10 protein-coding genes and 1 pseudogene are annotated in these 12,244 nt (G+C 61.4%); all 11 read left to right on the forward strand.

Translation table 11 applies throughout. The features are described 5' to 3' along the window. The first annotated feature begins 48 nt into the window (after positions 1–48). Positions 49–546, forward strand: a complete 498-nt coding sequence (locus tag NBV68_RS01060) for a BLUF domain-containing protein (protein WP_296306514.1) — start codon at positions 49–51, stop codon at positions 544–546. An 11-nt stretch (positions 547–557) separates the two neighbouring features. After that, positions 558–1,142: a response regulator gene (locus NBV68_RS01065; protein ID WP_296306515.1), complete on the forward strand. Its 585-nt coding sequence runs from the start codon at positions 558–560 to the stop codon at positions 1,140–1,142. 226 nt (positions 1,143–1,368) lie between these two features. Then, the gene (locus tag NBV68_RS01070) at positions 1,369–1,686 is read left to right on the forward strand and encodes a hypothetical protein (RefSeq protein WP_296306516.1); all 318 of its coding nucleotides are present in this window, start codon (positions 1,369–1,371) and stop codon (positions 1,684–1,686) included. A 168-nt stretch (positions 1,687–1,854) separates the two neighbouring features. After that, the gene (locus NBV68_RS01075; RefSeq protein WP_296306517.1) at positions 1,855–2,535 is read left to right on the forward strand and encodes a PilZ domain-containing protein; all 681 of its coding nucleotides are present in this window, start codon (positions 1,855–1,857) and stop codon (positions 2,533–2,535) included. Further along, positions 2,532–4,457 carry a sensor domain-containing phosphodiesterase gene (locus NBV68_RS01080; protein WP_296306518.1) on the forward strand — a complete coding sequence of 642 codons (1,926 nt, stop codon included), beginning with the start codon at positions 2,532–2,534 and terminating at the stop codon, positions 4,455–4,457. Before NBV68_RS01075 ends, NBV68_RS01080 begins: the two co-directional genes overlap by 4 nt. A 319-nt stretch (positions 4,458–4,776) precedes the next feature. After that, positions 4,777–6,438 carry a formate--tetrahydrofolate ligase gene (locus tag NBV68_RS01085; protein WP_296306519.1) on the forward strand — a complete coding sequence of 554 codons (1,662 nt, stop codon included), beginning with the start codon at positions 4,777–4,779 and terminating at the stop codon, positions 6,436–6,438. Positions 6,439–7,058: 620 nt separating this feature from the next. Continuing rightward, positions 7,059–7,895 carry an AraC family transcriptional regulator gene (locus NBV68_RS01090; RefSeq protein ID WP_296306520.1) on the forward strand — a complete coding sequence of 279 codons (837 nt, stop codon included), beginning with the start codon at positions 7,059–7,061 and terminating at the stop codon, positions 7,893–7,895. A 362-nt stretch (positions 7,896–8,257) separates the two neighbouring features. Then, positions 8,258–9,112, forward strand: coding sequence for an alpha/beta hydrolase (locus tag NBV68_RS01095; RefSeq protein WP_296306526.1), 855 nt, complete (start codon positions 8,258–8,260; stop codon positions 9,110–9,112). A gap of 92 nt (positions 9,113–9,204) precedes the next feature. Beyond that, positions 9,205–10,089: an alpha/beta hydrolase gene (locus NBV68_RS01100; protein ID WP_296306527.1), complete on the forward strand. Its 885-nt coding sequence runs from the start codon at positions 9,205–9,207 to the stop codon at positions 10,087–10,089. Between the two features lie 34 nt (positions 10,090–10,123). Beyond that, positions 10,124–10,873, forward strand: a complete 750-nt coding sequence (locus NBV68_RS01105) for an SDR family oxidoreductase (protein WP_296306521.1) — start codon at positions 10,124–10,126, stop codon at positions 10,871–10,873. Between the two features lie 643 nt (positions 10,874–11,516). Beyond that, positions 11,517–12,244 (forward strand): annotated as a pseudogene (locus tag NBV68_RS01110) (hypothetical protein); the annotation flags it as partial.

Here is a 12,244-nt window from a genome sequence, read left to right on the forward strand (position 1 = left end):
AGCGCCTGACATCACCCGTCGGGCCGCATCGGATGGAGTCGGCTTAAAATGCTATGGCGCTGGATATATGTGAGCCAATCGATGATCGGGGCTGAAACAGCGGACGCGGTCGTGGCGCGTATTCTCAAAGGATCGGCGGTGAACAACGCCGCTCTGGGCGTGACCGGTGCGCTGGTCATGGGCAGGGGACGATTTGCGCAATTCCTTGAGGGCAGCGAGGAGAGCATCCTGCATCTGAAAGGGCGCATTTCCGTCGATCGCAGGCACGCACAGGCAACCACCATCGAATTCGGAGGGGGGTACCAGGCCCGCCAATTTGCGGACTGGTCGCTGGCCTACGCCGGGCCCAGCAATTTCTTCGCCCAGATCCTTGGCCGCGTGCAGCTCGGCCAAAGCCAGCAAAAGCCGTCCGTGCGGGACGATATACTGATGGTGTTTTCCGAGTTCGCCGCGACACCGCAGCCCGGTAGCGAAGCGCCGACGCCGGCCAAGGGAGCGCATCGAACCCCGCGCGCGTCTGACGAGGCAAGAGAATTGCGCAATTAAGGGAGGCGCGAGTGAATGTATATGTCGTTGACGACGACGCGGAACTCCGGGAATCGCTGGCCAGCTATCTTGGCGGATGCGGCTATGCCGTACAGATGTTCGCAAGCGGGGCGGCATTTCTGTCTGTGGCCGAGGACCTGACGCCGGGGTGCATAGTGCTAGATCTCCGGATGCCCGATCTGGACGGTCTGGCGCTCCAGCGGGCGCTCTGCGAGATGCAGAGCGGCCATCAGATCGTCCTTCTGAGCGGTTACGGCGAGGTCCAACAGGCGGTCCGCGCCATCCGCGCAGGCGCGATCGATTTCCTCACCAAGCCTTGCCCGCCCGAGCAAGTGCTGGGCGCGGTCGAACATGCGCGGGCCAACCTTGCGCAGGTCAGACAGCGGGAGGATGCGAAGATTCTTCTCAAACGCCTGACGGAACGAGAGCAGGCGATCCTCCACGCCTCGGCCGGCGGCAAGGCGAGCAAACAGGTGGCGCATGAGTTGAGCCTGAGCATTCGGACGATTGAAGCGCACCGATCGCGCATCATCCACAAGCTGGGAGCGCAGAACTTCGCCGGCGCTCTATTGATCGCACAGGGTTGCGATAGCTGAGGCAGAGGCCAGCCGGGTCGCCTGCGCATCGCAGACCGGACACCGCGGCAGTTTCTCCACCAAATCGCTGGCAACGACGGCAACCTGCGCTCGGTGCTGGTGGCATCAGGTGATATACGGGCAAAGACGGGTGATCGTGGAACTACGCTCTTAACCTTCAAGATCCTGCAACAAGAAATGCGCGATCCTTGGCATGCAGATAACGCAGTGCCGAGGGGGCAAATCTTTGAATATCGATCTGCCATTTCGTCTCGCTTGGTGCGTTCCGGGCGAAATCGTCAATTCGGCAACCAACAGCATGGCTGATGCCGCTGCGACCAACCTGGCCGGGTCCGGTTTGGATGCCGAGCTGTCGCAAACGCCGTTCGACCAGGATTCCGCGACTGCGGATTACGTGGTCACCGGCAATGTCCGTGCCTCGACCGTGGCCCGCATGGCGGCTTCGGCTGCCGGAAATGGTGTGGTTGCAGGCGGAGCGGTCTCTTCGAGCAGTCTGTCGGTCAATGGCAACAACATGAGCTTTGTGCCGTTGCCTCAGCCGTAAGCCTGATGGGCAAACCCCCGCGTCTTTCGGGGCGCGTGGGGCCTTTCGTGGTCTCAGCGGCTTTGTGAGGACAATGGCGGAGCCCTGTCACGAACCGGTGGCTGCACCGGAGCAAAGTTCAAACGATCTTTCTGCTCGCCGAGGCAGAAAGGATGAGGGGAAATCAGCATGCAACTGCCTGAACTTGCATCGTCCACGGCACCGGGCGACAGCTTCGTCCTGATCGCGCCGGAGCGCCGCGCCGACAGCCGGGTGCAGACCGTGTTCCGCGTCGCCCGGGTCATCACCGGCGCAGACGAAGGCCTTGTCCGGATCAGGAACATATCCGATCAGGGCGCGCGCCTGCGTATGATGATGCCTGCAACCTTGTCGGACCGTCTCACGCTGGAATTTGCTGACGGTGTGGAATTGCGCGGGCAGGTCGTCTGGCGGCAGGGTGACGAATTCGGTTTGCGCTTCGACCATCCCATCAGTTGCACGCACTTGCTCGCGACTCTGGCGGCAGGGACGCAATGCGGTAGCACGCGTCCCGTGCGCCTTCCGTTGCTGGTCTCCGCCCTGATCCGCAGCGAACGCGGCCTGCGGTGCGCCAAGATTGTCGACATATCGCTGCGCGGGCTCAAGCTGGTGCATGACGGCAGCCTTACAAGAGGACTGAACGTCAAGGTGAGTCTGCCCTCCGGGCTCGACCGGCACGGCATCGTGCGATGGACGCGCGAGGAACGTGCCGGCGTGATGCTGCTCGATCCCCTGAACGTCGAGGCGCTGGGATCGATGCAACGGCTGATGGGCGGCTACGAGGCAACGGTGTGCCTGCCGCAGGCGGCAGACCAAAGGTCCCAGACATGAACATGGCGCTCCAGAATTTTGTCCCGTCGCGCGCCTTTGCCTGCCTGACCGGGACTGAAAACGGGCGGGTGCAGCGGCACAACGCAATTGCCAACTACGCCATCCTCGACAGCGCGCCCGAGCCTCATTTCGACGATATAGTCAGGCTGGTCGCACAGATCACCGGCGCGCAAACGGCAGCGATCAGTTTTATCGACGACACCAGGCAATGGTTCAAGGCCAAGTGGGGCATCGCCTCGCAAGAAACCCCGCTTTCGGTCTCGTTCTGCGTCCACACGATCGATGAAGGTGCGCCGCTGGTCGTGAAAGATGCAACGGCCGATCCCAGGTTCGCGGGCAATCCGCTGGTCACCGGTTCGCCGCATATCCGCTTCTATGCCGGGATGCGGATCCTTGCGGGAGACGGCACACCCATCGCCGCCTTGTGCGTGTTCGACTCCGAGCCGCGTCCGCAGGGTCTCACTCCTCTGGAAGAGACAACCTTGCGCACGCTGGCCGGACAGGTCGAGGCGCTGCTCGAACTGCGCCGACTGGTGCTCGAACGCGAAGCGCAGGTGGTTGCGCAATCACGGCTCAGCGAGCGGCTTCGTCATGTCGCCGAGCATGACGACCTGACCGGTCTGCCCCGGCGGAATCTGTTCAATCGCCATTTGATCGAAACGATCGAGGAAGCCCGGCAACGCGGCACCCGGGCGGCGCTGCTGTTCGTGGATGTCGATCACTTCAAGCAGATCAACGATTCGCTCGGCCATGATGCGGGTGACGCGTTGCTGTGCGGGTTTGCGCAAAGGCTGAGCAACATCCTGCGCCACACGGACACCGCCGCGCGACTCGGCGGGGACGAATTCGGCGTAATCCTCAATGGTATCGAGCGCGAGGAGCAGGTGGCCGATGTCGTCGCCTCGCTGGATCGGCGGCTTCACGAACCGATCCGGCATCGCGGGCGGCTGATCAACTGCAAGGCCAGTATCGGAGTCGCGATCTATCCCGATCATGCCAGCGATCCCGATGGCTTGATGAAATGCGCCGATCTCGCTTTGGCCGAAGCGAAACTGTCTCGCGGCCGGGCCGAAACGTTCACTCGGCGATTGATGGAAGAATTCGACCTCGAAACCGAAATGCTAGCGGTGGCGAGAGAAGGCCTCGAGGCGGGCCAACTCGTTGCGCACTACCAGCCGAAGATTGACCTGAATACCGGCGCGCTCGTCGGTTTCGAAGCCCTCGTGCGGTGTCAGACCAGCGAGCACGTCACGATCATGCCGGACAGTTTCGCAGAAGCGTTCGACGATCGCGAATTGGCGGTTGCAATCAGTCGCCAGATGATTTCGTCGGTGCTCGACGATATCCGCATATGGGTGGATCGGGGCCTCGAATTCGGCCACGTGGCGATCAACACTGGTGCCGCCGACTTCCGTAGCAACACCTTTGCCGAAATGCTGCTGGACGAAATCGAGGCGCGGGGTCTCGCGCCGGAGATGATTGAACTGGAAGTGACCGAAAGGGTTTTTCTGGGCCGCGGAGCGCAACATGTCGACCGTGCACTTTCCGTGCTCAGCAAGGCCGGAGTCCGGATCGCGCTCGACGACTTTGGGACCGGTTTCGCCTCGCTCACACATCTCAAGCAGTTCCGCGTGGACGTGCTCAAGATCGACCGCTCATTCGTCAGCGGGATCGGCAAGAATTTCGACGACACGACGATCGTCCAGGCGCTGATCGGGCTTGGCAGCAGCCTTGGCATTACAACCGTTGCAGAGGGCATAGAGACCGCAGCCCAGGCCGAGTTCGTGAAGTCCCACGGCTGCGACATCGGACAGGGCTTCTACTTCGGCAAAGCGCAGCCGCGCGAATTCGTGCCCTCTATGATCGACCAATTCGTTGGGTCTTCGAAAGCGCGGCCGACGCCGGGTGGGGCTGCCACCTAACACGTTTGCCCTTGCCGCAATTTGGCCCGGATCGTCCGATGATTCCAAGTCGACGTCCACTTCGGGTTTGGGTCCTGCATGCCGGATTTCAGGAGCGGGGCCAAAAGAGCCGCCATCTACGCCGGCAGGTATCGTCCTGGCCGCTTTCGGCAGTACCAGTCATTCGGGATGCCGTTTGGGAACGGCCGCTTTATGCCAAGACCTTCCGGCAGGGTCATAGGCGGGTGCGGATGCTCGTGCGATATCCGCAGCGCCCTGCCCGAGCTGGCCAATCGCTCCATGGCTATTCCCCTGCCCCTGCTAGATGGTAGGGTAACCTATGTTGTCGGACATCGAAATCTCGCGCGCCGCCGCGATCCGCCCGATTCAGGATATCGCCGAGCGTGCCGGGATCCCTGCTGATGCGATCGAACCCTACGGGCACCACAAGGCGAAGATCGTTACGGACCGGCTCAATCCGGACCATGCAGCGGGCAAACTGATCCTCGTTACCGCAATCAACCCGACCCCGGCAGGTGAGGGCAAGACCACCACCTCTGTCGGCCTGGCGGACGCGTTGAGCAGGATCGGCAAGCGGACCGTGCTGTGTCTGCGTGAACCGTCGCTTGGCCCCTGCTTCGGGACCAAGGGCGGGGCCGCCGGGGGCGGCTATGCGCAGGTCGTGCCGATGGAGGACATCAACCTGCACTTCACGGGTGATTTTCACGCGATCACCAGCGCCCACAATCTGCTAGCGGCGATGATCGACAATCACATCTATTGGGGCAACGCGCTCGAGATCGATGTTCGCCGGGTCGTCTGGCCGCGCGTGCTGGACATGAACGACCGGGCGTTGCGGGACATCGCGCAGTCGCTTGGCGGCGCCGCTAACGGGTTTCCCCGGCAATCGGGATTCGAGATCACCGTCGCCTCGGAGGTGATGGCAATCCTGTGTCTTACCGATGGTTTGGAGGATCTGGAGGCGCGGCTCAGCCGGATCGTGGTTGGCTACACGCGCGAAAGGCGCGCCGTGACCGCGCGCGACCTCAAAGCCGACGGCGCCATGGCCGTGCTGCTGGCGCAGGCGATCAAGCCCAATCTGGTCCAGACGCTCGAGGGCACCCCCGCGCTTGTTCATGGCGGCCCCTTTGCCAATATCGCGCATGGCTGCAATTCGGTGATCGCGACGCGGAACGGGCTCAGGCTCGCGGACTATGTCGTGACCGAAGCCGGGTTCGGCGCGGATCTGGGCGCGGAAAAATTCTTCGACATCAAATGCCGCCAGTCCGGGCTGCGCCCTGATGCCGTGGTCATCGTGGCGACCGTCCGGGCGCTCAAGATGAATGGCGGCGTCGCCAAGAGCGACCTTGCCCGCCCAGACGTGGAAGCGGTCCGGCGCGGGGCGATCAACCTCGTCCGCCATATCGAGAATGTCCGACAATTCGGCGTGCCGGCGGTGGTGGCGATCAACCGGTTCCACTCCGATGGCGATGAGGAGCTGGCCGCAGTTTCAGCGATTGCCGAAGCACACGGGACAGAGGCGATAATTTGTACGCATTGGTCCGACGGCGGCGCTGGCGCGGAGCAGCTGGCCCGGCGCGTGGTCGAGGTCGCCGATGCTCCGTCGCAATTTGCCCCGCTGTATGGTGATGCCATGCCGTTGTTCGAAAAGATCAACACGGTCGCAACGCGCATCTACCGCGCCGAGACAGCAGCGGCTTCCCCTGAAGTGCATGCGCAACTCGCGCGGTGGGAGGAAGCAGGTTACGGGCATCTCCCGGTATGCATTGCCAAGACGCAGTACAGCTTTTCGACCGACCCTGCGTTGCTCGGGGCACCGACCGGGCACATCGTGTCCGTCCGCGATGTCCGGCTGGCGGCAGGAGCAGGCTTCGTCGTCGCAATCTGTGGTGAGATCAGGACGATGCCCGGCCTGCCGCGGGTGCCGGCGGCCGAGTCGATCCGCGTTGACACCGATGGACGGATCCAGGGTTTGTTTTGAGCCGCGCATTGGCCACGCCGTGTGCTGGTGAACACAAGCCATGCTGCGTTCCCGGCCCGGAACTTGTGCGGCGGATAACGGCCCGGTCTTTCCTATCTGGCAATTGCTGAGGAGGCTCTCTGCGATCCCCAACTCTGCCGAAGCGGACCTTCGCGATAAGTCCTATTTGCGACAGCTTTGTCCCGGAAGTTTTGGGCAACTCTCGGCCCAAGTGCAATTCTTTAAGATCTGGGACCATTTAAGTCCGGCCCTGCCAAGAGCTGCCTGAAATGTAATTCTCGGCGGAGCGTTGGAAATAGGTGACACCTGAAATTCGATGGACAGGGTTGTCCATCGATTTAAAGCCACTGAACCGTTCCGGATCGCTCCTCGGGGGTCTGATTTTCCCGATCATTGGCCGTTGTAGCGATTGTCTGAAAGGCGTGTTATTGTGTCGCTCGGATCGGGCCTGACTTGGTCTCTGCCAAGCGGGAGACCTGCCTGTGGCGAGCAATGCAGCAAATGCGCATATGCCACCAGGCGAAGCACTTGATTCAGGTGCAGTGGGGCAACGCCTTGGCGCCCTCTTCAAGATAGACCATGCGCCAGCGTTGGTGACCCGCAAGTTAAGCGTGGCACAAATGGCAATTACAGAGATCCGTTCCGACGACCCGCTGCTCGGGCCCATTGACCCGGTGCCGACCGAGGACGCTTACCTCGTCAGCTTGATGTTGAGAAACCTCGACAATCACGAAGTCTGGGAGAACAGACGTCCGTGCCCCCGGCACTCGATCGGGATCGGCGAATTCCATTTGCGGGACCTGAAGATCGAGCAATCGGCTCTTGTCGAACAGCCGCACCACTCGTTGCAATTCTATCTGCCGCGCGCGGCGCTTGACGCCATCGCCGACGAAAACGAAGCCCGCCCGGTCGGTGAGCTGTCCTACCGGCCGGGCGTTCCATTCAGCGATCCCGTCGTGCGGAGCCTCGGGATGTGTTTGGGTAAAGTGTTCGAGCGCCCGCAAGAGGCAAACCGACTGTTTCTCGATCATATCGCCTTTGCGCTGGGCACCCACCTTGCTCAGTCCTACGGTGAGATGGAACCCTGTTCCAGATTGCACAGGGGCGGGCTGGCAGCATGGCAGGAGCGGCGAGCGACGGAATATCTTGGCGCCAACCTCGGCAGCGGGTCTTCGCTCAAGGAGATCGCGGCGCAGTGCGGGCTTTCGATCAGCCATTTCTCGAGGGCGTTCAAGGCCACCTTCGGCATCGCGCCGCACCAGTGGCTCATCCGGCGGCGGATCGAAGTCGCCAAGGCCTTGCTCAAGTCGCCGTCCCTGTCGCTGGCCAGGGTCGCTCTCGAATGCGGCTTTGCTGACCAGAGCCATTTCACGCGGGTGTTCACCCGGATTGTCGGCATGGGTCCGGGGGCCTGGCGACGCAATTACGGCATAGGTGTTGCGGTAGGCCGGCAATAGGCGGGCAGCCGATCGAACCGGTTTGCGCTCTCGGGCAGATCCCGGGCCTGTCCGGGCCGGAGGCCGCGGGTTTGTGGTGCCTTCGTCCAATCCGCGCTTGAATTGGTCAATCCCGAGCACGGCCCGCGCGCTATCGAGATGGACGTCGCGGACCCCTTGCGCCGGGCAGGGACTGAGCGATGCGGCCGAGGTGAGCCATGTCAACGAACTGCAGCATCAACCCCGCCACCACACGCAGGCAATTGTTCGCCGCAGCAGCCGCCATCTCCGGCGCGAGCCTGCTCCCCGCATCGGCGCGGGCCGCTCCATCGGGCGGCGCGGCACAGGCCACCCAGCACCGCCCTCAGCAGAAAGGACCGGCGATGAACACCCTCGTCACCAAGGATGGCACCGAGATCTTTTTCAAGGATTGGGGCCAGGGTCCGCCGATCATGTTCCATCATGGCTGGCCGCTCAGCGCGGATGACTGGGATGCCCAGATGATGTTCTTCCTCGAACGGGGATTTCGCGTGATCGCCCATGATCGGCGCGGCCACGGGCGATCCACCCAGACCGTGACAGGCAACGAGATGGATACCTATGCCGACGACCTTGCGGAACTGATCACGGCGCTCGGCCTCAAGGATGTCGTGCATGTGGGTCATTCAACGGGCGGCGGCGAAGTCGTGCGCTTCCTTGCCCGGCACGGGACGAGCCGTGCGTCCAAAGCCGTGATCATTGGTGCCATTCCCCCGGTCATGCTGCAATCCGCGGCCAATCCGGGGGGGCTGCCCATGTCCGTGTTCGATGGGTTTCGCAGCGCATTCCTCGCCAATCGGGCGCAGTTTTATCACGATATCGCGGCGGGCCCGTTTTACGGGTTCAACCGCGCGGGCGCAGACGTCTCCCCTGCGTTGATCGACAATTGGTGGCGTCAGGGCATGATGGGCGGCGCCAAGGCCCATTATGACTGCATCTCGGTGTTCTCCGAGACGGACTTCACCGACGACCTGCGCAAGGCCGACATTCCGCTACTCGTGATGCACGGCGACGACGACCAGATCGTGCCGATCGCAAACTCCGCGTTGCTGTCGTCGAAACTGGCTCCGAGGGCGACACTGAAAGTCTACTCCGGCCTGCCGCACGGCATGGCGACGACGCACCCCCAGATCGTCAATCAGGACCTGCTCGCTTTCATCCGAAGTGAGCGGATGACCGCAGATGAGACCGCCGCATAGGGCAAGCATAGCCAGTCCACGCACCGTGATGAGTGCTGTTCCGGAGAATGAAAATGACCGTGAATGTCCTTCAAGAGCGTGGAGCAAAACCCATGGCGGCTCATGTTCCTGTGGTGATCCATCACCGCACCATGCAGATCGATGGAATCGGCATATTCTATCGCGAGGCGGGCCCCGCAGATGCGCCAGTCGTGCTCTTGCTGCACGGCTTTCCGACATCGTCCCACATGTTCCGCAATCTCATCCCGCACCTCGCCGACCGGTATCACGTGATCGCTCCCGATTATCCGGGCTATGGGCAAAGCGACACTCCGGATCGGTCGAGCTTTGACTATACATTCGACAACTTTGCCAAGCTCATCGGTACCTTGCTGGACCAGCTCGGCATCGCCAAATTCGCCATGTACGTCATGGATTATGGCGCACCCGTTGGCTGGCGGCTTGCCTTGGCCGACCCGGGACGGATCACCGGCCTGATCGTCCAGAACGGCAACGCCTATGACGAAGGGCTCAAAGAGTTCTGGGACCCGATAAAGGCCTACTGGAACGAGGGTTCGGACGACACCCGGCAGGCGCTGACCAGTTTGTTGACGATCGAAACCACCATTTTCCAATATACCGACGGTGTCTCCGACAGAACGCGCGTGGCGCCCGACAGCTGGATCCATGATCAGGCCCTGCTCGATCGGCCGGGGAACGCCGATATTCAGCTTGATCTGTTCTACGATTATCGGACAAACCTGCCACTATACCCTGCCGTCCAGGCCTGGTTGCGCGAGCATTCGCCGCCCACCCTTATCGTGTGGGGCAAGAACGATTTCATTTTCCCCGCAGATGGCGCGCATCCGTACAAGCGCGACCTGCCCGAGGTCGAGTTCCACCTCCTCGACACAGGCCACTTCGCGCTCGAGGACCAGCTCGACACGATGGTCCCGTTGATCCGCGATTTCCTTGCCCGAAAGATCGCGTCCGTCTGAGCCCGGCAATCACACAAGAACAGGGGAGCCAAGCATGGACAGGTTGCAGGGAAAAGTGGCTGTCGTCACCGGCTCGAACAGCGGCATCGGCCTCGCGGCTGCCAAACTGTTCGCGGCGGAAGGCGCGTTTGTCTTCATGACAGGTCGCCGCCAGACGGAACTCGACGCGGCGGTGACCGCAATTGGCGGCAACGTGATCGGCGTCCAGAGCGACATTGCCAGGCTCGACGATCTTGATCGGTTGTTCGCTGTGGTGAAGGAGGCCAAAGGGCGTATCGACATCCTGTTCGCCAACGCGGGCGGCGGAGAGTTTCTGCCGCTGTCTGACATCACCGAAGAGCACTACGAAAGCACCTTCGCGACCAACGTCAAGGGAACCTTGTTCACTGTACAAAAGGCACTCCCGCTGATGCGCGATGGCGGCTCGATAATCCTGACTGGCTCTACGGCCTCCATCAAGGGCACACCCGCTTTCAGTATCTATGCAGCCAGCAAAGCGGCGATCCGCAGCTTCGCGCGCAACTGGATCCTCGACCTCAAGGGTTCTGGCATCAGGGTCAATGTTCTCGCACCCGGCTCAACCTCGACCCCTGGTTGGCATGGCCTTGCACCTACGCCAGAAGCGAACCGCGAGATGATCGAAGCGGTGGAGTCCGCGACCCCGCTGGGCCGTCTCGGCGCTCCGGAAGAGATCGCTGCCGCTGCCCTGTTTCTGGCATCGGACGAAGGCAGCTTCGTCAATGGCATTGAGCTATTTGTCGACGGAGGTATGGCGCAAGTCTGAGCATGCCACGTGATATTGAAGGACGCGTGTGGTTGTCGCGCCTTCTGCGTCCTCCCCGCTCAGAAGCGTCCGATGGGGCGTCGTGAAGCGAACCGTCAGCAGAGCGCCCTCATTCCAGTCTTTGTGGCAGTCGTCGCCGCTTTTCGAAAGTGGTCACATGCCGCGCCGCAGCAATGGCGGCGTTGTTTCTGCGTGGGGTAGCGCATACCCTCTATCCCTTGGACAATCATGGCCGAGGTGGATGAGGTAGACATGGTCTCACCTGCACTCGCGCTGCTCAAACCGAGTGGTCCGGAATGCTGGTGCGGCTGTCGGAACTAAGCTCCGGTTCAAACGCGGGCGGCGGCGCAGATCCTGCTCGGCCTGGCCATGATCGAGCACTCGGGTGCCACCTGAATTTCGCGGTAAAGACTGCGCTTTTGCTGCATGTGCCCGCAAGCTCCCTAGCGAATTTTAAATTCCCGAATTCATGGTAAATTACATAAAGAATATAACTTCAAAAACATGATATATAAATTGAGATAAGGCGGCAGCATTTTTTATTAATATTTGAAATATTTGTATATATAGACTAATCCACTTTGTTTCAGCCCAGTTCAGTTTATCGATTAACACTCGCATTATTATCGATGTGAGGAAAAGTATGGTTGACATTCTGACGACTGGTCGCGAGCGAGCATCAGGCACAAACATCGGCGCGCTCCGCACGGGGGCGGCAAGCGGGGCAATCGCTTTTGTGATCCTCGCTCTGCCGTCCGCAGCACTGGCCCAGAACGAATGCGGCGCGGCGCCTGTGGGCGGCGGAACCGTGACCTGCGATAGCGGCGGCAATCCCTACCAGAACGGTGTCACCTACTTCGAGCCCGTCGATGATCTGACGATCGTGCTCGAAGACGGGGTCGTTATCGATACGTCGGACAGAGAAAATGCCGGCCTTGTCGCCGTGGGCCGTGGCGATACCGCCATAACGGTTCTGGGCGGCACGAACACCTCGATCACGACCAGCGCTCAGGGTGCCTTCGGCGTGCTTGGCGTAACCACCTCTGGCGAACTGCGCCTGACCCTTGATAGCATTACCGTGACAGGCCCCCTCGTCGCCGGCATCGTTGCCCTATCCGACAGCGGCAAGATAACGGTCAATGTAAACACCATAGCGATGTCGGGCGATGACGCCGATGGCATTTCTGCCTTCTCGAACTTCAACGACGTCTCCATCAGTGCAGGGACAATCTCCACAACCGGTGCAGGCGGAGCGGGGATCGCAGCGCAGAGCGACGGGGGCGACATTACGATCAATGCTGAGACGATAACCACTGCCGGCGGTCTGAGTGACCCATTCGGCACGAGCGCTTACGGGATCATGGGAATCAC

Source organism: Erythrobacter sp. (assembly GCF_023653175.1).
Taxonomy (GTDB): domain Bacteria; phylum Pseudomonadota; class Alphaproteobacteria; order Sphingomonadales; family Sphingomonadaceae; genus Erythrobacter.

Coding starts and splice junctions, on each gene's coding strand:
- NBV68_RS01090 (WP_296306520.1), top strand. CDS start 7,059: ATGGCAATTACAGAGATCCGTTCCGACGACCCGCTGCTCGGGCCCATT.
- NBV68_RS01095 (WP_296306526.1), top strand. CDS start 8,258: ATGAACACCCTCGTCACCAAGGATGGCACCGAGATCTTTTTCAAGGAT.
- NBV68_RS01100 (WP_296306527.1), top strand. CDS start 9,205: ATGGCGGCTCATGTTCCTGTGGTGATCCATCACCGCACCATGCAGATC.
- NBV68_RS01060 (WP_296306514.1), top strand. CDS start 49: ATGCTATGGCGCTGGATATATGTGAGCCAATCGATGATCGGGGCTGAA.
- NBV68_RS01080 (WP_296306518.1), top strand. CDS start 2,532: ATGAACATGGCGCTCCAGAATTTTGTCCCGTCGCGCGCCTTTGCCTGC.
- NBV68_RS01085 (WP_296306519.1), top strand. CDS start 4,777: ATGTTGTCGGACATCGAAATCTCGCGCGCCGCCGCGATCCGCCCGATT.
- NBV68_RS01075 (WP_296306517.1), top strand. CDS start 1,855: ATGCAACTGCCTGAACTTGCATCGTCCACGGCACCGGGCGACAGCTTC.
- NBV68_RS01105 (WP_296306521.1), top strand. CDS start 10,124: ATGGACAGGTTGCAGGGAAAAGTGGCTGTCGTCACCGGCTCGAACAGC.